Genomic DNA, 22,037 nt, shown 5'->3' with positions numbered 1-22,037 from the left:
AAAATATAAATTATATATAATTATGCTGTGACTTTAACATCACTTTTTTCAGCTTTTCTTATATCAGAAATCATTGTTATGGCACTATATATTAATACTGCAACTACTAACCATTGAAGCATAGAAACATTCATACTCTTAACAATAAATGCAGCAACTAAAACCCCAATAGAACCGAATATAGAAGTAAATAATGTTATTTTTCTTGAATATGATTCGTATTTAACAAATTGCATACTCCCTACTGGAACTGAGAAAGTACAAGCTCCCATCATTATAGGGAAAGCCACACCAGGATTTAATCCTAAAGCATAAACAGTAGCCATAGTTAGTGCATATGAACCTATTCCCACATTATTAAGTGCTCCAAAAACAAAAGATAAAATACCTAAAGATATTAATTTGAATCCTGCTAAACCTACTTCATTACCTCCTGAAGGATATACTCCAAATTTGCCCATTAATATAAGTCCAGCAGCAATTAAAAGACCTACAGATATAAACTTTTTGATTACATCAACATTCATTTTGACCACGAATCTAGGGCCTATATAAGCACCTAAAACTTGAGCTAATATAGCTATTATTAATGTTTTAAGTTCTACACTTATTGATGAAATATATGATAAAGCCATAACTGCAACAGGTATAACACATTGTGTATTTAATGTACCTGGTAATTTCTTATCACTGGTCCATTTTAACTTTCTATATAATACAGTGGATATTGCAAAATCTGATATTCCAAAAGTTGATAGAAAAAAAAGTGTGAATGAAGAAATTGCCATCGCAATAGGATTTCCAGGTTCATTCATTGCCTCATTTTTATTAGCAAGTAAATTCTTAATGAATTTTACTGCAAAAGTTCCATTTACTAAAACAATTAGTGTTAAAATAATATTTAATACCATTATAATCCTCCTAATTTATAGCAAATACATCTCGGATCCCCTCCATATTCTCTCCAAAAACATCTTTTACTTTATCACCTAATGCATCTATTAATCTAAGACAATATGCATCATGTTTTACGTATTCATTTGCAAAAAATACCATGCCTTTATTCTTTGTATAGATACCTTTTGCCACGTTATAGTTTTTAATAGATGCGTGTAACATCTCTTCAGAGTCTATAGTAATTGTAATCCATCTACTTCCTGTATCTGCAATTTTATTTTTTTCAAAACCATGTTTATAGAATTTTTTAATTTTAGTGTTGTAATTATCTTCTGAATCATAGATTATTACTAAAACTCGGCCGAGTTCTTTTTGTTTTTTTACAATAATTTCTTCTAAACGATCAGTTAAATCGTCACTCCAAACTTGAATTAGGATTTCTTTTTTTGAAGATTCTATTAAATCTATGCATTTATTTATAATATTTTCATATCCTTTTATATTCCATATTTGTTCACTATCTATAGTTTTTTCAAAGTTAGACATACTTTCTTGAAGCATATCTAATCCATCTTCTACAGAAGTCTTTATTAATCTAGAAATATGTTCAATTGGTTCTGATCTATATAAAAGAACTTTTCCGTCTTGGGTATTCGATACATAACCTTTTTGAAATAATGATTCTAAAATATTGTATATTTTAGAACGTGAAATACCAGACATCTTACTTAACTCATAACCTGAACAAGGACCATGTTGAAACAGTGTAATATACGCTTTTGCCTCAGATTCGTTAAAATTAAAACTTTTTAAAATCCTAATTACTTTATCCATTATAATTCTCCTTTATATTCAATATTATTTAGTATAAATTACTAATATAATAATAACATAAACCTTTAAAAGAATTATAATTTAAATATTTTTTAATAGTAGCTACCTTCAGGAACTAATATATACCAACAAAATAAAAATGTCAATAATTAAACGATTATTTTTTAACGTTTTTTTTATAACAATCAAAAGTGTGTAAATTTCAAGGTTCTTAAAAATGTGAATATTTATTCTTAAATACTAATAATAGTAGGATGCTGTCTTTTTTAAAAAAATATACAATTATTGCCAAGGGTATTTCTATGTGAACAAAAATATCCTTGGCAATAATTATATTAAAATATTAAATCTTTTATTATCATTAGAGTAATAGGTAATAGACCTATCTATTTACCATCTCATTTGCATTTTATTATACATAGGTTTAATTATACCGCAAGCTAGTCTTTTACCAGCATTTCCTGCAGGTTGAGATCTATAATCGTCAGGATTTTGATGAATTATAATAGCTTTTCCTATAATTTCATCTATGCTAAATTTATTTGTGAAAAAGCACATTTGAGCAAATCCATCACTAGCAATCAGTACTGGAAAATCTCCTGGATGATTTCCATGTGGAACATTTCTAGGATTATAATGTCCCTTTGCTGCTTGAAATGGATTGTTTGGATCTCCTACAGTACAAGATTCTCCTTCGTGAATATGAAAACCAAAAGGTCCAATTGGATCTTTTTTATTTGTTCCAGGCATATATTCAGGTAATCCGTAAATATATGCACAAACTATTATGCCGCCATCTATATCTCTAAAACTTACATATCCTCTAATATCGCTTTTTAAAGGGCCACCTTCAATCTCAGCAACTGCAAAATCGTAATACATATTTATCACCTCATAATATAATATGAGGTGATAAATTGAATGGTACAGTTTTACTCCAAATATCTTTCTCCAGCAAATTTAATACCTATTGCACCAAGTGGAGCTGTTATAATTATTGAAAGTACTGCAATAGCAAGTATTAATTCTCCACCTTTAACTCCCATTGTTAAAGGAACTGCTCCTATAGCAGCTTGTACTGTAGCTTTAGGAGTATATGATATAATACAGAATAGTCTTTCTTTAAAATTCAAATTTGTACCTATAAGTGATATTATTACACCAATTGACCTGCCAATAAGACCAATAGTTATAACAAGTATTCCAATTAAACCTGAATCCATTGCAACAAAAATATTTACTTCTGCTCCTACAAGTACAAAAAGTATTATTTCAGCTAATACCCACACTTTGTTAAGTTTAGATGATAATCTATTTGCTACATTAGGGTATTTTTCTAGTAATATGAAACCTATTGTCATAACACCTAAAAGAGTAGCTATAGGAACAATTTTCTCTAAAGGTTCTTCTAAACTATTAAATATTATTGCAGTTGATAGAAGGATAAGTGTTTTTTTAGTATCCCTTATATGATAATGTTTGAAAATATAAGTCATAATAAACCCAATTATAATGCCAATGGATATACCTAAAGCTATAGATATAGGTATATTTAATAATTGTTTTAATATATTTGCATTTTTTGCATTATACATTCCTAAAAAAGTAGAGTATATTGTTATTGCAAATACATCATCAATAGAGGCACCAGCAAGAATTAGTGTAGGAATAGCTTTCTTTTCTCCTTTTCCCTTATCAATAAGTGAAAGCATTGAAGGAACTACAACAGCAGGAGAAACTGCTGCTATTATAAAAGCAAGTATTCCCGCTTGTTCAAATGAGAAGTTAAATATTTTCATTGTAATGAATATAAGTGTAAAACCTTCAAATATACCAGGGATAAAACTAAGTTTTATTGCTGGAATTCCAATTTTCTTTAATGTTTCTTTTTTTACTCCGAGTCCAGCACGAAGAAGTATAACTATAAGTGCTATTTTTCTTAAATCTCCTGAAATTATTAAGATTTCTTTATTTAGAATGTCAAATGCATAAGGACCTAATAGGATACCTACTATAAGCATACCTAGAAGACCAGGTAATTTTAATTTGGTAAATATCTTGTTAGCTAGTAAGCCAAAAATAATTATAATTGCAAAACTAATTGCCATAAAAACAACCCCTTTTTAAAATTAAAAAAACTCCTACTTCCATAGAGTTATCCTAAAGAAGTAGGAGCCATCAATTACATTATATGTAATATTTAAAGGTGAGCTCCATCACCTATTTATTTTTGATAAATTATGATAATATTATACATATAATATCAAAGAAAGTAAAGGTGATTTTATGATTAAAGCATTTATATTTGACATGGATGGTGTAATAGTTAATAGTGAGCCAGAACTTGTAAAAATAGAAATTGAATATATGGCCAATTTTGGAGTTGAAATTACAAAAAAGGATTTAGATGAATTTGTGGGAACTAATTCTTATTATATGTTTGATAAACTAAAAAAGAAATATAATTTAAATAAAACAGTAAATGAATTAGTAGATGAGGTAAGAGGAATATATTTAGATCATATTCAATTAAAAGAAAATGTAAATGCAATAAATGGAGTTATACCTCTAATAAAGGATTTACATAACAAAGGAATCAAGATGGTTGTAGCATCCTCTTCTCCTGTATCTTGGATAGAAAAAATTATAGAAACATTAGAGATAAGAGAGTATTTTCAGGAACTTATAAGTGGAGATTTTGTAAAAGATTCAAAGCCAGCACCAGATATATTTTTATATGCCTTAGATAAATTAAAGGTAAAAAAAGAAGAGGCTATAGTTATAGAGGATTCAGAAAATGGAGTAAAGGCTGCTAATAATGCAGGGATTAAAGTCATTGGTTATGAAGGAGATGAAACTTCAAATCAAAATTTATCCCATGCAGATATGGTGATAAAAGATTTTAATGAACTAGATTTGGACGAGCTACTTAAATAAAAAATAACATCCACAATTTTTATGTGGATGTTATTTTTTATTTATACATAAAACAATACTAAATATATACTTGATATTATTACAGAAACTATCATAATAGGAAAACCTACTTTTAAAAATTTAACGAAAGATAATTTATGATCGGTCTTTTGAAGGAAACCTGCCACTATTACATTAGCAGATGCACCAACTAAACTACCATTTCCACCTAAACATGCACCAAGTGCAAGTGCCCACCAAAGTGGACCTATAGCAATACCACTCATTGATCCTATACTCTTTATAAGAGGTATCATTGTAGCTACAAATGGAATATTATCAATGAAAGCTGATGCTAATGCTGAAACCCATAATATCATTAAAGTTGTAAGCATTAAATTTCCTTTAGTTAAATTTAATACTTCTTTAGCTAAGAATTCTATAACTCCTACTTTTTCAAGGCCTCCAACTAAAACAAATAATCCTGCGAAAAAGAATATAGTAGACCACTCTACTTCTAGCAAGATATCTTCTGGGTCTAATTTACTAATTATTAATAAAAGTGATGCTCCTATTAATGCAACTGTTGCGGATTCTAGTCCTAAATATTGATGTGTTATAAATCCTATCATTGTAAGAGCTAATACAAACAAACTTTGTTTAAGTAATTTATAGTCTCTTATTGATTTATTTTCATCAAATTTCATTAATTTGTCTTTTAATTCTTGACTTACATCCATAGAATTACCATAAATAAACTTAATTATAAATAGTGTAGCAATAAGGATAATTACCACTATAGGGCCTAAGTTCAAAACAAAATCCATAAAACCTAAGTTTGTAGCACTACCAATCATTATATTAGGTGGGTCACCAATAAGTGTAGCAGTACCACCTATATTTGCTGCTAAAATTTCTGGGATTAGAAATGGTAGTGGATTAGTCTTTAATGTTTCAGTTATAACTAAAGTAACTGGCACTATCAATAAAACAGTAGTGACATTATCTAATAAAGCTGATGATACAGCAGTTATAATAGAAAGTATTAAAATAATTTTAAATGGATCTCCTTTGGCACTTTTAGCAGCTTTTATAGCTACATATTGAAATATGCCTGTTTTTTTAACTATAGAGACAATTACCATCATTCCTACAAGTAAGCCAATTGTGTTGAAGTCAATAGTATCAAATGCATACTCTTGACTTATGATTCTAAGACCAATCAGGAGAGATGCTCCAAAAAGTGCAATAGATGTCCTATTAATCTTTTCTGAAATAATAAAAATATAAGTTAGTATAAATATAGAAACTGCAATATAAACTCCAGTATCTAAAGTCATTTAAAACATCTCCTTTAAAATATTCAGTTGTAAATTCTACACTTATCTATAATACAAGAAAAACTCTTTCAAGTCTAAGTTTTTTTAAAATTTAATATAATCTTAATAGTATTTAAGTTAACGATTATATTATATTGTGTCAGGATCTTTTTTCTTATACACTCTTTGTGAAGTTTCTCTTGTTCTCTTTATAAGTGCTTGCATTTTATTTAGTTCAACTTGAATTTCTCTTATAGTTTCATTTGGAACATTATAATACAAATATAAATCTTCAAAATTTCTTATTGTTTCATTTAAATTTTTATTAAACTCAATAAATTCTTTGAAATGATGTGAATTAGCTGCATTTTCAAATTGTTCAATATCTATTTTAATAGTTTTTATCAATTCATCTTCACTACTAAAAGTCCCAGCAGTTTCAGGATATGGCTTTATTCTTTGTAAAAAGTATTTATTTTTTTTGTTTATATTATATACATAAGATACTTTTGTGCCTTTAATATTGAATGAAACATAACATAATAAAGAATTCATGACGTGAACTTCAGCTCCTAATTGTCTAAGAGCAGTAGAATGAATGTCTGCTTCTGCAATCATATATTTTCTCAAAAAATCACCCCTATAATTATTTTCTAAATTATATTATATCACAATTGTAAATAGATTAAACTCTAAGAATAGTGAATAAATAGATACTTAGGGGGTAAGTAATTTATAGAGTCATAAAATATAGGAGGTTATAATATTGAAGAAAATAGCTTTATTAGTAGAAAATATGTATGAAGATATTGAGCTTCTCTGGCCTTTATATAGACTTAAAGAAGAAAGATTTGATGTTGATTTAATAGGTACTGAAAAAGATACTATTTATAAAGGTAAAAATGGAGTTCCTACTAAGTCTAATTTAGCATCAAGTGATATAAATTCAGGTGATTATGATGCTGTTGTTATTCCTGGAGGTTATTCACCAGATAAAATGAGAGCATGTAAAGCAACTAAGGATTTTGTAAAGGATATGAATAATAAAGGAAAAGTTATTGCAGCAATATGTCATGGACCTTGGATGATAGCTTCTACTTGTGATATAAAAGGAAAAAAATTAACTTCATATCACACAATAAAAGATGATTTAATAAATGCTGGAGCAACTTACAAAGATGAAGATGTTGTAGTTGATGGAAATATAATTACATCTAGAAGTCCTGAAGACTTAATAGCATTTACCACAAAAATTATAGAAAATTTAAATAGATAGAAATAATCCCGAGCTCGGGATTATTTTTTTATCTTATTGATAAAATTTAAAATCATGTATATACTTTTAAATAATAAATATAATTTAATATGGAGGAATATTTGTGGAAGTTTTAGAATGGATAAAAAAATTTTTTGATGAAAATTTTGCAGTTTCTTTAATGCAAATTGGAATATCAGTTGGAATATTTTTTGTTTCTATAATATTTAGTTCAGTTATTACTAAAATAATATATAAATTTGTGAGCATTTTTACCAAAAAAACAAAAAATAAAGTAGATGATTATATTTTGGATGAATTTAAAAAACCTATAAGGACATTAATTATTGTAATAGGCCTTTATATAGCTCTTATTTATTTACCATTTAAAGAAGTTACTCAAACTGTAATCACTAAGTTATTTAGAGTTTCTATTATAATAATTATAACCTGGGGATTATATAATGTAGCAGGAACTTATGAATGGATTTATGATAAATTAGGAGCAAAATTAAATTTAAAATCACAAAAAATATTGAAACCTTTTATTTCAAGAATAATTAGAGTTATCATAATATCAATATCTATAGCTATTATAGTAGAAGAATTTGGATATAGCATTAGTGCTTTTATAGCAGGTCTTGGAATTGGAGGTATTGCTATAGCAATGGCTGCCAAAGATAGTTTAGCAAATATATTTGGTGGAATTTCAATTTTAATTGATAAACCATTTGATATTGGTGATTGGGTAGTATTTTCTAATATCGAAGGTGTAATAGAAGATATTAATTTTAGAAGTACTAAAATAAGAACATTTGAAAAAGCATTAATAACCATACCTAATTCAAAAGTATCTGAAAATGCTATAACTAATTTTTCAAAAAGAGGAATTAGACGTGTTAGATTTTATTTAGGCTTAACATATTCTACATCATCCTATAAAGTGGAAAGAGTAGTTGATAATATTAAATATATGTTGTTACAGCATCCTGATGTAGATAATGAAATGATACTTACGAATTTTGAAATATTTAATGAGAGCAGTTTAGATGTACTTATACAATATTTTGCAAAAGCAATAGATTATAATGAGTTTTTAAATATAAAACAAGATATAAACCTTAAAATAATGGATATTTTAGAACAAGAAAAAGCAGAAATTGCATTTCCAAGTACCAGTTTATATTTTGAAGATAATTTAAATCTAAATGAGTTTAAAAAAGAATCATAATTCTTCATAATTTCTTCATAATCTTTTTTTATAATTATATTAAACAAAATATAAATATAAAAAGGAGATGTAAATTATGAAGAAATTTTTAAGCGTATTATTGATTTCAGCATTAGTATTTTCAGCTGGAGTTGTAGCCTTTGCAGATGGAGATGGAAGTGTTGTTCCAGAATGGTTTAGAGATAAAATGGAGTGGCAAAAAGATAGGATTGACGAAGGAGTAAAAAATGGAGATATAACTCCTGAACAAGCAGAAGATTATAAGGAAAGATTGAATGAAGTAGAAGAATATCACAATGAAAATGGATTTGATAATGAAGAATATCATGGTCCAGGAATGGGATTTAGAAGAGGTCAAAGAGATGGAAAAAGAAATGGATATGGTGGATACGGCGGTTTTGGAGGATATTGCCATAACTATTAAAAAAAGCTCAGTTTCTGAGCTTTTTTTAATTCATTAATTTAAATTCTTCATTTGTCATTTCTATATTTTTCTTTATATTAGAAGTAATATATACTTTTTTTTCATTAGTTATGAAAAGAGCATCTACTCCTTCTGTTTTTTCAACAAATTCTAGTCCTTTTTCTAGGCCAAGAGCAAATATACCTGTAGAGAGTCCATCTGCATCAAAAGAGGTATCTGAAATTATTGTGATACTTTGTAATTTGTTTTCTACTGGATAACCTGTAAAAGGGTTTAATATGTGATGATAAAATTTTCCGTCTTCAGTGAAATTTCTTTCATATACACCTGATGATACTACAGTTTTGTCTTTTACATTAGCTATAGCTATATGCTTTCCACGTGGTTCAAAAGGATTCTGTACACCTATTTTCCAAGATGAACCGTCAGGTTTATCACCTAATGCTAATACATTACCGCCTAAATTTATAATTGCATGGTTTACATTATTATCTTTTAAAATATTTGCTAATTCATCAGCTGCATAGCCCTTTGCTATGCCACCTAAATCTAATTTCATATTTGCTTTATTTAATTTTACTTTTTTTTCATTTTCATCTAATATTACATTTTCATAATCTATTAGAGGAAGTTTATCTTTTATTTCAGTCTCACTTGGCACTTTTGCATTCTCAGTTCCTATTTGCCAAAGATTCACAAGAGGACCAATTGTAATATCGAAATTACCTTTTGTTATATCAGAATAATATCTTCCTTTTTCTATTACATTATACGTATCTTCTGACACTTTAACAAAGTTCTTTCCTGCATTTTCATTTATTTTGTTTACTTCAGATGAATCTATATTTAAGCTCATTTTATTTTCAATATCTTCTATTTTTGAAAAAAGAGTTTCAAATATATTATCAGGAGCGTTATCATATATGGTAATATCTACAACTGTTCCAAGATAAAAAGCATTTTCACTTTTAGGTTCGACTTTTTCATTAGTTGAAATTTCATTTGAATTACACCCTGTAAAGAATAATAAAACAAATAATATTAATAATATAAAATATTTTTTAAAGTTCATATATAACCTCCAATTGTAAAATTCGTAAATAATTATATCACAACTACTTATATTTATAAATAAAATTAAATCCTAGTAAACAAATAAAAAAACTGTAATATAAATTTAATAAATTAGTATAGATTAATATAAAATTTATGTTATAATATCAATACAACTCTGTATACATCATAGTTACAATATTAACAATAATATATGGACATGCTATTATTTTATTCATAAAAGTTACATTTTTATCAATATATATTTTATACAGAGTAAATATAAAAAATAAGGAGGCTCATAATGAGTAAGAAAAGAATAGTGATTTTGGGCGCTGGATATGGGGGCGTTCATTCAGCTAAATTACTTCATAAAAAATTTAAGAAAAACGACGAAGTAGAAATTACTTTAATTGACAAAAATTCATATCATACTCTTCTAACTGATTTGCATGAAGTTGCAGGTAGTAGAATTGAGAAACATGGGGTTCAGATTAACTTAGAGAAAATATTCGGTAAAAAGAAAGTAAATGTTGTTACTGATAAAATTGATAATATTGACTTTGAATCTCAAAAGCTTATATCTAAGACAAAAGAATATGAATATGATTATTTAGTATTAGGCTCTGGATCTGAACCAGCATTTTTTGGAGTAGATGGAGCAAAAGAGCACAGTTTTACAATATGGTCATATGATGACGCTGTAAAAATAAAAGAACATGTTTATAAAATGTTTGAACTTGCAAGCACTGAAACAGATGAAGAGAAAAGGCGTAAAATGTTAACTTTTGTAATAGCAGGAGCAGGGTTTACAGGAGTTGAAACAATAGGTGAAATTGCAGAATGGAAGAAAAAATTATCAAGAAAGTTTAACATAAATGAAAAAGAAGTTTCTCTTAAATTAGTAGAAGGGCTTCCAAAAATATTACCTATATTAAATGATAAGTTAATAGCAAAAGCAGAAAGAAGACTTAATAAATTAGGAGTAGAAATATTAACTCAATCAATGATAACTAAAGTTACTCCTGATAGTGTAACTTTAAAAGATGGTCAAGAGTTCAAAACACACACTCTTATTTGGACAGCTGGAGTACAAGGAAGTAGCTTTGCAGCCAATTTAGGTCTTACTTTAGGAAAAAGAGGTCGTATTCAAACAAATGAATATATGCAGTCTGTAGATCATAAAAATATATATGTTATAGGTGATAATTCATATTTTGAAGAAGAATCAGGACCTACACCTCAAATAGTTGAAACAGCACTTCAAACAGCAGAAACAGCAGTAGAAAATATTGAATCTGATATTAATAATAAGGATTTAAAAGGATTTAAATCTAATTATCATGGATTTATGGTTTCAATAGGGTCAAGATATGCAGTAGCTCATTTAGGAAATATGGAGTTATCAGGTTTCTTTGCAATGTTTATGAAGCATATGGTAAATGTTCATTATTTATTTGGAGTAGGTGGCTTTAATGTAGTATGGTCTTATATAATGCATCAATTCTTTACTATAAAAGAGAATAGATCAATATTAGGAGGACATTTCTCATATAGAAGTCCTAATTTCTGGTTAGTACCTTTAAGAGTATTTGTAGGATATAAATGGTTAAGAGAAGGATTAAATAAGATACCTCAAGTATTAGAAGATCCAACTGATATATTCTTAATTCCACAATCTCCTTTATCTGTAGAAGGGACTACAGGTGCAAGTGAAACAACTGCAGCAGCTGGAGAACAAGCAGCAGAGTGGGGAGACGCTTTACCAGTACCAGATTTTATAAGTGATATTATGGATTGGTTTATGAATATATTTTTCTATACTGATGATGGTGATTTCACAATACTTGCTAGTGTATTCCAAACAGGAATGGTAATAGCTGAAATTATAGTAGGTGGACTATTAATTCTTGGGTTATTTACAGCGATAGCTTCTATAGTATCTGTAGTAATGGGTATAATGATTTGGACATCAGGTATGGCACCTTATGAAATGCTTTGGTATTTAGCAGCAGGGATAGCTTTAATAGGTGGTGCAGGAAGAGTATTTGGATTAGATTATTATGTAATGCCAATACTAAAGAAATGGTGGATGAAAACTCCATTTGCAAGGAAATCATATTTATATATAGATTAGAAATATTATCCTTTCGCACTATTTTTTTGCGAAAGGATTTTATTTGATTAAAGGTTTGAAAATTGATAAACTATAGAAGATAATAGTTTAGAAAGAGGAATATTTATGAAAAAATTTGATAAGATAATTATCATTTCTGTACTTTTAATTTCATTATTAGGGTTTTTATATTTAAATTATATAAAAGACGATAATTTTAATAGTAAGAAAGCTCAAATTTCAATAGATGGACAAGTTTATAAAACTGTTGAATTAACAGAAACAACAGATGAAACAATAAATTTAGACACTGAGTTTGGGAAGAATACTATAAAATTATCTGATAATAAAGCAAATATTATAGATGCAAATTGTCCTGACAAGGTTTGTGTAGAGGATGGATCCATAGATGAACCTGGTGAGATTTTAGTATGCCTTCCAAATAAAGTTGTAGTAGAAATTATAGGAGAAAAAGAGGATGGATTAGATGATACCTCTTATTAGGAGGGAATTATGAATAAAACAAGGAAAATAGTAGTGATATCATTATTAGTAGCTCAAGCATTAGTACTTCATTTGGTAGAAAGATTGATACCATTCAATTTTGGAGTTCCAGGTGCTAAATTAGGACTTGCTAATATTATTACTCTTGTGTCTTTATATTTATTTGGTTTTAAAGAAACACTTACTGTAGTAATTTTAAGAGTAATACTTGCTAGTCTACTGGGAGGAAATGTATCAGGATTTCTATTTAGTATTTCTGGTGGAATATTAAGCTTTTTAATAATGTATATATTAAAAGTAATAGGACGAGAAAAAATAAGTGTAATTGGTATTAGTATTGTAGGAGCTGTATTTCATAATATAGGTCAAATTTTAATGGCGGCATTAATAATAGAAAATTTAAATATATTTATATATCTACCTCTATTATTATTATCTTCAGTTATTACAGGGTTATTTGTAGGTATTACAGTAAAATATATATTGAAATTTTTAAAAGATACTGGTTTATTTTTTAAGACTTAAAAATTAAAAGTAAATATCAAGGGTGATAAATAATATGAATATGTTTTGGGATGATTATCCTCAAATTAAAAATGAATTACAAGATGTAAATAAAATAATGATAGAAAATGTAAAAACAACAGAGAAATATATAGAAGAACCTTTGACTGATTTGATTCTTTCAGGTGGAAAAATGCTTAGACCTGCATTTTTATTGTTATCATCCAAATTTGGTAATTATAATGATAAAAAGCATAAAAACTTAGCAGCAGTAATAGAAATGCTCCATATGGCTACTCTTATTCATGATGATATAATAGATGAATCAAAATTAAGAAGAGGAAATGTAACAATACAATCAAAATATGGTAAGGATCAGGCAGTATATATGGGAGATTATCTTTTTTCAAAATGTTTTCTTATGTTAAGTGAAGATTATTCTATGGAAAATATAAAAAAGATATCTCAATCTATATTAAAGATTTGTATTGGAGAAATAAGACAACATCATTTTAGATTTAATAAAAATGTATCATTGAAAAGATATTTGAAAATAATTTCAGGTAAAACTGCAGCTCTTTTTGCAATGAGCTTTACAATAGGTGCAAAAGAAGCTGATTGTGATGAAAAGTTGTCAAAGAAATTAGGACGAATTGGGTATAATATAGGTATGGCTTTTCAAATAATAGATGATATATTGGATTATACAGCAAATGAAAATATAATGGGAAAGAGTATAAAAAATGATCTTAAACAAGGATTTTTTACTTTACCTTTAATATATGCTATTTTAGAAGGAAATAATAATTTAGAAGATATAATAAAAAAAGATAGTATTGATAACCAAGATGTAATAGAAATTATAAATATTGTTAAAAATTCAGATGGAATAGAAAAATCAAAGAGACTAGCTATAAAATATACAAATAGAGCATTTAAAAATATAGAATTACTTCCAGAAAGTGAAAATAAAAAAATTATATATGAAATAACAGAAAAATTATTGAAGAGAAAATACTAAATTCATAAATTTTTATGGGAATTGGACCTTAGGGTCCTTTTTTCATTATAAAAATTATTAAATTATAAAAAGCTACTTTACAACTTCAACACTATAACATACAATATATATGAATGAAATCATAACATAACACAATATAAGGGGGTAATAGTTTGATTTCAAGGGTACAGAAAAGAAATGGAGATATAGTTGATTTTACTTTAGAAAAGATTGAAGATGCAATATTTAAAGCGGCAAAGTCAGTTGGTGGAAATGATAAGAAAGAAACAAAAAGGCTATCTAATATGGTAGAAAAAATCTTAAATGAAGCTTATGGAGTAGGCATACCAAATGTAGAAGCTATACAAGATATAGTGGAGAAAGTACTTATAGAAGAAGGACATGCAAAAACTGCAAAAGCATATATATTATATAGAAATAAACATGAAGAATTAAGAGAAGTAAAAAATCTTTTTATGGATGCAGAAAAAATGATTGATGAGTATGTTTCATTTGAAGATTGGAGAATAAATGAAAATGCAAATATGGGATTTAGTCTTCAGGGACTTAATAATCATATAGTTGAATCAATAACAAAGAAATATTGGTTAAATAAAATTTATACAAAAAAAATGAGAGATTCTCATATAAATGGAGACTTACATATTCATGACTTAGGATTATTGGCACCTTATTGCTGTGGATGGGATTTGGAGGCACTATTAAGAAAAGGATTTAGAGGAGCAAAGGAAAAAATTGAATCTAAACCACCTAAACATTTACAAACATTCTTAGGACAAATAGTAAACTGGTTATATACATTACAAGGAGAAGCAGCAGGAGCTCAAGCAATTAGTTCTTTAGATACTTATGCTGCACCATTTATATATTATGATAATTTAAGCTATTACCAAGTTAAGAAATTAATGAGAGGATTTGTATTTAATCTTAATGTACCAACAAGAGTTGGTTTTCAAACTCCATTTACAAATATAACACTAGATATAACTCCTCATCCTATGCTTAAAAATACACAAGTAATAATAGGTGGAAAATTAAAGGATAAAACATACGGAGAATTTCAAAAGGAAATGGATATATTTAACAAAGCGTATTGTGAGGTAATGATGGAGGGAGATGGAGCAGAAAGAAGCTTTAGTTTTCCGATTCCTACAATAAATATTACTAGTGATTTTCCATGGAACTCCGAAGTATCAAATAGTATAATGGAAATGACAAGAAAGTTTGGTACACCTTACTTTGCTAACTTTGTAAATAGCGATATGAATCCAGAAGATGTTAGGAGCATGTGCTGTCGTTTGAGGTTAGATAATAGAGAGCTTAGGAAAAGAGGTGGAGGTTTATTTGGAGCAAATCCAATGACAGGATCTATTAATGTTGTAACATTAAACATGCCAAGAATTGGATATAAGTCAAAAACAAGAGAGGAATTTAAAAAGAAAGTTAGAGAATTGATGGAGACAGCGAAGGAAATTTGTGAAGCTAAGAGAATAGTTCTTGAAAAATATATGGATGTAGGACTATATCCATATTCTAGATACTATTTACAAGGAATTAAAGATGGAGAAGGAGAGTATTTTAAGAATCATTTTAGTACTATTGGATTAAATGGAATGAATGAAGCTTGTATGAATTTATTAGGTAAGGATATCACTTCTAAAGAAGGTATGGAATTTTCTGTTGAAATAATGGATTTTATGAATAGAGTTATACAAATATTCCAGGAAGAAACAGGCAGTCTATGGAATTTAGAAGCATCTCCAGCAGAAGGTGCTGCTTATAGATTTGCAAGGATGGATAAAAGGATGTTTCCAAATATAATTACTCAAGGAGAAGAAGAGCCATATTATACTAACTCCACTCAATTACCAGTGGGTCATACAAAAGACATATTTGAAGCATTAGAACTCCAAGAAGATTTACAAACTAAATATACTGGTGGTACGGTACTACATGGATTTATAGGAGAAGAAATAGATAATATAGAAACTGTTAAACAGCTATTAAAGAGAGGATTTGCTAATAGCAGAATACCATATCTAACAATTACCCCTACATATAGTATTTGTGAAAAACATGGGTATATAAAAGGTGAACAATTCAAATGTCCTCAATGTGGTGAAGATACTGAAGTTTGGACTAGAGTAGTAGGCTTTCATCGTCCAGTTCAATCATGGAATAAAGGTAAGAAGCAAGAATATAATGATAGGCTAGAGTTTGATACTCAACATAGCCTAGAAAATGAAAGGGTAATATAGTAATTATGGATATATGTGAAATGGAAAAAAGTTCATTTATTGATTATCCTAATAAGATATCTACAGTTTTATTTATAAAAGGTTGTAATTTTAGATGTCCATATTGTCATAATTCACATATTTTAAATAGTAAGGAAAGTATTGATGAAACATATATACTAACTTTTTTAGAAAACAGGAAAAAATATATAGAAGCAGTTACTATAACAGGTGGAGAGCCTACATTATATAATGAGTTGTATACATTAATTAGTAAAATTAAAAATAAAAATTTTTATGTTAAGTTAGATACAAATGGAACAAATCCGGATATGCTTAACAGATTAGTTCAAGATAATCTTATAGATTATATAGCTATGGATATTAAGACTTCATTTAGTGAATATAATAAAGTTACTAATTCTTTAGTTGATATAAATAAAATAAAAAAAAGTATAAAGGTAATAAAAAACTCAAATATAGATTATGAATTTAGAACTACTGTATGTAAAGAGTTGATAAGTGAATATAACATATTGGATATAGCTAAACATTTAAATGGCTCTCAAAAATATATTTTACAAAACTTTAGAGATGGAGATACAATTTTAGGTGGAATAAATAAATATCATTCTTATAAACTAGAGAAACTACAAGAAATTAAATGTATTATAGAAAATTCATTTGATGTTTGTATAATACGTTAGAAGAAATAAGATAAATATTATTTATTTTTTATTGACAATGAAAAATAAAGATGATATATTTTACTTAAAATTTAATATTAAGACTATTGGTACAATTTGTAATGAAATTGTTTAAAAGGGAAGTTTGGTGAAATACCAACACGGTCCCGCCACTGTAATGGATAGAGTTTTACTAAAACCACTGTGTGAAAACACGGGAAGGTGTATTGCTTGTAATTCCTAAGTCAGGAGACCTGCCAACAGTAGCAACGCTGATTATTACTCACGAGGATGGGGAGGTGTTATTTAAATGGCAGTTTAATTCTGCTATATTTGATAATCCCTTTCTATTCTTTAGAAAGGTTTTTTATTTTTTAAAGTTTTTAAGGAAAATTAGTTTGATATATTCGTTATTAGAAGAGTATTATAAAAGAAATATTTAAGTATTGATATAATTATGAAATTCACCAAATAGAAAGGTAGGAGTTAATATGGGTATATGAATAGACAAGAATACTAGAGTAATAGTTCAAGGGATTACAGGCAAAACAGCCTTTTATCATACAAAGAAAATGATACAAGGACCTAAATTTATTAGTAAAATATTAACTAAAACATTAAAAGAAAATAATTTATGGAGTAAAAAATATGAAATTTAATATAAAAAAATTTATTTTAATTAATACTGGTATTTTGATTATGGCAATTGGTTTGTACTTTTTTCTAATTCCAGCTAATCTTGCTGTAGGTGGAGTTACCGGTCTTGCTATGGTAATAAACAAAGTATTTCCAATCATTCCCATAGGGATTGTTATGACATTAGCGAATATAATTTTATTTACCCTTGGTTTTCTAATCATAGGAAAAGAATTTGGAGGTTATACGATATATTCTAGTTTTTTATTATCTGGAGCAATATATATATTAGAGATAATTATACCTATAAATGGAGCTATAATTGATGATTTATTAATTAATCTTATTTATGGTATTATTATCCAAGGAATTGGTATGGGGATAATATTTTATCAGAACTCATCTACAGGAGGAACTGATGTGGTAGCTAAAATAATAAACAAATTTTTACATTTAGACATAGGGAAGGCATTACTTTTAGCTGACTTTGTTATAACAATATTTGCTGGATTAACTTTTGGACCTAAGCTAGGCTTATATGCATTGTTAGGAGTTATAGCAAATGCTTACGTTATAGATAATGTAATAGCCGGATTTAATAAGAAAATGAATATAATGATAATTAGCAATAAAAATAAAGAAATAAATAAATATATTATTGAGAATATTAAAAGAGGTACAACATTATACTCAGCAGATGGAGGATATTCAAGAAGAAATAAAATAATAATAAATACTGTTGTAAATAGAAAGGAATATATAAAAATAAAAGGTTATGTTAAAGACATAGATCCAGATGCTTTTATTACAGTAGGTTTTGTTCATGAAGTTTTAGGAGAAGGATTTAATTTTAATGATTAGATAATATAACCTACTAAAATCACCTTATAATAATAGTAATTTAGTATAAAGTCTTTATAAATTATAGGGATAAATGATGGACTAAATTGTCAATTATAAGTTTTTAGTAGCTATATCCTATATATAATTATTAATTTAACTTTATATTTTATGACTATATTGGACGACTATATGTTTGTCCAATATTTTTTTCTTTTAAATTCAGTAAATTTATTGTACAATTACTTTGGATAGAGGTGTTAATATGAAAAAAAACTTTTTAGTAGTAGATGATCAAAAGGAAATAGTAGAAGTTATAAAAGCCTATTTAGAAAAAGAAGGTTATAATGTATATACTGCGTATAATGGAAAACAAACATTTAATATATATGAAAATGAAAATATAGATTTTTTAATTTTAGATTTAATGTTACCAGATATAAAAGGTGAAGAAATATTACAAAAAATCAGAGAAAAGTCACAAGTTCCTACAATAATGCTTACAGCAAAATCTATGGAGCAAGATAGAATAAATGGCCTAGATATAGGTGCAGATGATTATATAGTAAAGCCATTTAGTCCAAAGGAACTTTTAGCTAGAATAAGAGCAATATTTAGGAGAATAGAAAAAAATGATGTAAAAAATGATATTTTAACTATTGGGGACTTAAATATTAATTTTGAGAGTCGAGAAGTTACTAAGTCAAATGATATTATAGATTTAACCAAAACTGAGTTTGATTTACTTAAATTGTTTGTGGAAAACACACAAAAAGTATTTACAAGAGATGAATTAATCGTAAAAGTATTTGGTTATGATTATGAAGGCTATGATAGAACAATAGATGCACACGTTAAAAATCTAAGACACAAAATAGAAGATAAAAGCAATAAATATATAAAAACAGTATATGGGGTTGGATATAAATTTTTGGAGTGATAAAACATGTTAAATCATCTAAGAGGTAGAATAACGATACTTATGATAGTAGCATCGCTTATAGCAGTTATAACAATTGCTATAATATCAAATATTACTCTTTCAAGTAAATTTGATGAATATTTAACAAGCCAAAAGCAGAATAGAGTAGATGATGTTGTAGATTTAATAAAAAATAGTTATAGGGAAAATAACTGGGATAAATCTGAAATTCAAAATATAAAATTTTCTCCAGTTGCAAAGGGATTTGATATATTAGTTAAAAATAATCAGGGGGATGTTATTTTATCCATAACAAGAAATAATTCAAATATGCATGAACATATGATGGATATGATGGGTATGGATAGTGATAGTGGAGATAACTATGTAGTAAAAAAGATAGATTTAAAAGAAAATGATAAAAAGATAGGTGAAATAGAAATAGGTTACTCAGATTCTTTAGTTGTAGGAAATAGAGAAATAGAATTTATAAAGGAAATAAATAAATCTATACTTTATTCAGCAATAATTTCGATAATTGTGGCAATTTCACTGGGAGTATATTTTTCAAAATTTATATCTAAACCTATAATTGATGTTAAAAATACAACTAATGAATTAAGTCATGGTAATTTAGATATATCTGTAGAATCTAGAAGTAAAATAGAAGAGTTAAATCAATTAACAGCTTCAATAAATTATTTAAAGGAATCCTTAAAAACTGAAAATAAGCTTAGAAAAAGACTTACATCTGATATTTCTCATGAGCTTAGAACTCCATTATCAATATTAAAAAGTCATATGGAAGCTATAAGTGATGGTATATGGGAGCTTGATAAAGAAAGAATTAATATATTTCAAAAGGAAATAGATAGACTTATATTGTTAGTAGAACAACTTAAATTATTAAATAATATAAGAGAACATAAAATGAAATTAGAATTAAGTAAAATAGATTTGAATTCTATGATAGAAGAAATAATGGATGGTTTTGAAATTAGTTTTACAAAGAAGCATATTAAATTAGAAAGTAATTTAAAAGAAGATGTTTATGTATTAGCAGATAATAATAAAATAAAACAAGTATTAATCAATTTATTTTCTAATGCTGTAAAATTCACTCCAAAAAATGGAAAAGTTAATATATATTTAGATAATGATGATAAGTATGGTATATTTAAAATTAAAAATACAGGTGAAGGAATAGATAAAAAAGATATGGCTCATGTATTTGAAAGGTTATATAGAACAGATTTATCAAGAAATAGAGATAGAGGTGGCACAGGTCTTGGTCTTTCTATAGTAAAAGAAATTATAGAAGCTCATGATGGGTATGTAAAAGTAGAAAGTGAAAAAGAGGAATGGACAGAATTTATAATTGCACTACCTAAATAAAAACAATGATTAGATACAGTTAATTTATTCATATGATTAAAGTATAATTTATTAGGGTATTATTTAGTATGAAGGAGGAAGACATATGAAAATATTAGTTGTATTTCATTCTATGTATGGTCACGTAAAGCAAATGGCTGAAGCAGTAGCAGAAGGTGCAAAAGAAATTGATGGCTCTGAAGTAAAGATAGTAAAGGTTAGAGAGACACTTTCTGATGATATATTAGAAAAAATGGGTTGTAAGGATAGTGTAAAACAAATGTCTACTGAATATGATGAAGCAACCTTAGAAGATTTAGAAGAAGCTGATGCTATAATTTTTGGAACTCCTACAAGATATGGTAATATGAGTGCACAAATGAAAGCATATTTAGATAGCACAGTTAGTCTTTGGTCAAAAGGAGCATTAGTAGGAAAAGTTGGTGGAGTATTTACTTCTACAGCAACTCAACATGGAGGTCAAGAATCTACTATACTTAGTTTTCATACAGTTTTATTGCATCATGGAATGCTTATTAGTGGACTTCCTTATACTTTTGAAGGTTTATCCCAAGTAGATAAAATATCTGGAGGAACTCCTTATGGAGCATCTACTATAGCAGGAGGAGATGGTGGATTATCACCTACAGATGTAGATTTAGAAGGGGCTAAGTTTCAAGGTAGACATATAGCTGAAATAACAAAAAAATTAAAACAATAAATTTAAAATATGGCTTGTACTTAAGTACAAGCCATATTTTAGCTTAAATCTATATGACAATAACCATTAGGATTTTTTTTCAAATAATCTTGATGATATTCTTCAGCTTCATAAAATGAATTTAGAGGTTCTATTTCTGTTACAATTTTTTTATGGTATTTTTTTTGTTCTTCTTGAACTACTTTTAAAATAGTATCTTTTTCATTTTCATCTATATAATAAATTCCAGTTCTATATTGAGTACCTCTATCAGGACCTTGTCTATTTTCAATTGTTGGATCAATGATACTAAAAAACTTTTTTAAAAGAGTGTATAAAGGTAAATTATTCTCATCATACTCTACTTTAACAGCTTCTGCATGGCCAGTAGTACCTGTACATACTTGTTCATAAGTAGGATATTTACGGTTACCATTTGCATATCCAACCTCAGTATCAGTTACTCCGTTTATTCTACTAATATATTCTTCAACACCCCAAAAACAACCTCCAGCTAAAACAATTTTTTTCATTAAATCGCCTCCTATATTTTATGATACCCTTTAAG

Annotated in this window: 22 protein-coding genes and 2 riboswitches; of the genes, 14 read left to right on the top strand and 8 right to left on the bottom strand. The window is 27.3% G+C overall.

Annotation, left to right across the window (positions count from 1 at the left end; all coding sequences use genetic code 11):
* Positions 1-20 precede the first annotated feature (20 nt).
* From D3Z33_RS01635 to D3Z33_RS01620, 4 genes are all read right to left on the bottom strand, one after another.
* Entirely contained in the window at positions 21-911 is an 891-nt protein-coding gene (locus D3Z33_RS01635; protein ID WP_160196054.1) for a sulfite exporter TauE/SafE family protein, read from the bottom strand.
* A 10-nt stretch (positions 912-921) separates the two neighbouring features.
* Positions 922-1,731 carry a TrmB family transcriptional regulator gene (locus D3Z33_RS01630; RefSeq protein ID WP_160196053.1) on the bottom strand — a complete coding sequence of 270 codons (810 nt, stop codon included), beginning with the start codon at positions 1,729-1,731 and terminating at the stop codon, positions 922-924.
* A gap of 390 nt (positions 1,732-2,121) precedes the next feature.
* On the bottom strand, positions 2,122-2,613 hold the full coding sequence (locus tag D3Z33_RS01625) for a superoxide dismutase family protein (protein ID WP_160196052.1): 492 nt from the start codon (positions 2,611-2,613) through the stop codon (positions 2,122-2,124).
* 50 nt (positions 2,614-2,663) lie between these two features.
* On the bottom strand, positions 2,664-3,839 hold the full coding sequence (locus D3Z33_RS01620; protein ID WP_160196051.1) for a cation:proton antiporter: 1,176 nt from the start codon (positions 3,837-3,839) through the stop codon (positions 2,664-2,666).
* Positions 3,840-3,893: 54 nt separating this feature from the next.
* A riboswitch (Fluoride riboswitch) is annotated at positions 3,894-3,961 on the bottom strand.
* Between the two features lie 56 nt (positions 3,962-4,017).
* On the opposite strand from D3Z33_RS01620, the gene D3Z33_RS01615 reads away from it, so the two are divergent.
* Positions 4,018-4,668: an HAD family hydrolase gene (locus tag D3Z33_RS01615; RefSeq protein WP_160196050.1), complete on the top strand. Its 651-nt coding sequence runs from the start codon at positions 4,018-4,020 to the stop codon at positions 4,666-4,668.
* Positions 4,669-4,709: 41 nt separating this feature from the next.
* Here the strand turns inward: D3Z33_RS01615 and D3Z33_RS01610 are convergent, their stop codons facing one another.
* Both D3Z33_RS01610 and D3Z33_RS01605 read right to left on the bottom strand, forming a co-directional pair.
* On the bottom strand, positions 4,710-5,987 hold the full coding sequence (locus D3Z33_RS01610) for an SLC13 family permease (protein ID WP_160196049.1): 1,278 nt from the start codon (positions 5,985-5,987) through the stop codon (positions 4,710-4,712).
* A 129-nt stretch (positions 5,988-6,116) separates the two neighbouring features.
* Positions 6,117-6,596 (bottom strand): hypothetical protein, encoded by a 480-nt coding sequence (locus tag D3Z33_RS01605; RefSeq protein ID WP_160196048.1) that lies wholly within the window; start codon positions 6,594-6,596, stop codon positions 6,117-6,119.
* 136 nt (positions 6,597-6,732) lie between these two features.
* On the opposite strand from D3Z33_RS01605, the gene D3Z33_RS01600 reads away from it, so the two are divergent.
* The 3 genes from D3Z33_RS01600 to D3Z33_RS01590 all read left to right on the top strand — a co-directional run bounded on the left by D3Z33_RS01600 (position 6,733) and on the right by D3Z33_RS01590 (position 8,876).
* Complete coding sequence (locus D3Z33_RS01600; RefSeq protein ID WP_160196047.1) at positions 6,733-7,242, top strand: type 1 glutamine amidotransferase domain-containing protein; 510 nt, start codon at positions 6,733-6,735, stop codon at positions 7,240-7,242.
* Positions 7,243-7,345: 103 nt separating this feature from the next.
* Complete coding sequence (locus tag D3Z33_RS01595; protein WP_160196046.1) at positions 7,346-8,452, top strand: mechanosensitive ion channel domain-containing protein; 1,107 nt, start codon at positions 7,346-7,348, stop codon at positions 8,450-8,452.
* Positions 8,453-8,528: 76 nt separating this feature from the next.
* A complete protein-coding gene (locus tag D3Z33_RS01590; protein ID WP_160196045.1) occupies positions 8,529-8,876 on the top strand; it encodes a DUF2680 domain-containing protein in 348 nt (115 codons plus the stop codon).
* Positions 8,877-8,901: 25 nt separating this feature from the next.
* On the opposite strand, the gene D3Z33_RS01585 is transcribed toward D3Z33_RS01590, so the two are convergent.
* Positions 8,902-9,948 (bottom strand): FAD:protein FMN transferase, encoded by a 1,047-nt coding sequence (locus tag D3Z33_RS01585; RefSeq protein WP_160196044.1) that lies wholly within the window; start codon positions 9,946-9,948, stop codon positions 8,902-8,904.
* Between the two features lie 285 nt (positions 9,949-10,233).
* Here D3Z33_RS01585 and D3Z33_RS01580 point away from each other — a divergent pair, with 285 nt between their 5' ends.
* The 10 genes from D3Z33_RS01580 (at position 10,234) to wrbA (ending at position 21,490) form a co-directional block, all read left to right on the top strand.
* The gene (locus D3Z33_RS01580; protein ID WP_160196043.1) at positions 10,234-12,066 is read left to right on the top strand and encodes an FAD-dependent oxidoreductase; all 1,833 of its coding nucleotides are present in this window, start codon (positions 10,234-10,236) and stop codon (positions 12,064-12,066) included.
* Positions 12,067-12,171: 105 nt separating this feature from the next.
* Positions 12,172-12,549: a NusG domain II-containing protein gene (locus tag D3Z33_RS01575; protein ID WP_160196042.1), complete on the top strand. Its 378-nt coding sequence runs from the start codon at positions 12,172-12,174 to the stop codon at positions 12,547-12,549.
* Between the two features lie 9 nt (positions 12,550-12,558).
* Positions 12,559-13,074: a Gx transporter family protein gene (locus D3Z33_RS01570; RefSeq protein ID WP_130807858.1), complete on the top strand. Its 516-nt coding sequence runs from the start codon at positions 12,559-12,561 to the stop codon at positions 13,072-13,074.
* A gap of 34 nt (positions 13,075-13,108) precedes the next feature.
* Positions 13,109-14,074, top strand: a complete 966-nt coding sequence (locus D3Z33_RS01565; RefSeq protein ID WP_160196041.1) for a polyprenyl synthetase family protein — start codon at positions 13,109-13,111, stop codon at positions 14,072-14,074.
* A gap of 152 nt (positions 14,075-14,226) precedes the next feature.
* Entirely contained in the window at positions 14,227-16,332 is a 2,106-nt protein-coding gene (locus D3Z33_RS01560) for a ribonucleoside triphosphate reductase (RefSeq protein ID WP_160196040.1), read from the top strand.
* Between the two features lie 5 nt (positions 16,333-16,337).
* Positions 16,338-17,018, top strand: coding sequence for an anaerobic ribonucleoside-triphosphate reductase activating protein (locus tag D3Z33_RS01555; RefSeq protein WP_160196039.1), 681 nt, complete (start codon positions 16,338-16,340; stop codon positions 17,016-17,018).
* 70 nt (positions 17,019-17,088) lie between these two features.
* Positions 17,089-17,273, top strand: a riboswitch (cobalamin riboswitch).
* Between the two features lie 372 nt (positions 17,274-17,645).
* On the top strand, positions 17,646-18,494 hold the full coding sequence (locus tag D3Z33_RS01550) for a YitT family protein (protein WP_160196038.1): 849 nt from the start codon (positions 17,646-17,648) through the stop codon (positions 18,492-18,494).
* Positions 18,495-18,738: 244 nt separating this feature from the next.
* On the top strand, positions 18,739-19,413 hold the full coding sequence (locus tag D3Z33_RS01545; RefSeq protein ID WP_160196037.1) for a response regulator transcription factor: 675 nt from the start codon (positions 18,739-18,741) through the stop codon (positions 19,411-19,413).
* Positions 19,414-19,419: 6 nt separating this feature from the next.
* On the top strand, positions 19,420-20,790 hold the full coding sequence (locus D3Z33_RS01540) for a sensor histidine kinase (protein ID WP_160196036.1): 1,371 nt from the start codon (positions 19,420-19,422) through the stop codon (positions 20,788-20,790).
* Positions 20,791-20,875: 85 nt separating this feature from the next.
* Positions 20,876-21,490: an NAD(P)H:quinone oxidoreductase gene (gene wrbA / locus D3Z33_RS01535; protein WP_160196035.1), complete on the top strand. Its 615-nt coding sequence runs from the start codon at positions 20,876-20,878 to the stop codon at positions 21,488-21,490.
* 38 nt (positions 21,491-21,528) lie between these two features.
* Here the strand turns inward: wrbA and msrA are convergent, their stop codons facing one another.
* Positions 21,529-22,002, bottom strand: coding sequence for a peptide-methionine (S)-S-oxide reductase MsrA (gene msrA, locus D3Z33_RS01530; RefSeq protein ID WP_160196034.1), 474 nt, complete (start codon positions 22,000-22,002; stop codon positions 21,529-21,531).
* Positions 22,003-22,037 lie beyond the last annotated feature (35 nt).

Origin of the sequence: Senegalia massiliensis (assembly GCF_009911265.1) — a bacterium.
In the GTDB taxonomy this organism is placed as follows: Bacteria; Bacillota; Clostridia; order Tissierellales; family SIT17; genus Anaeromonas; species Anaeromonas massiliensis_A.
This window is presented reverse-complemented; position numbering and strand designations above follow the sequence as displayed.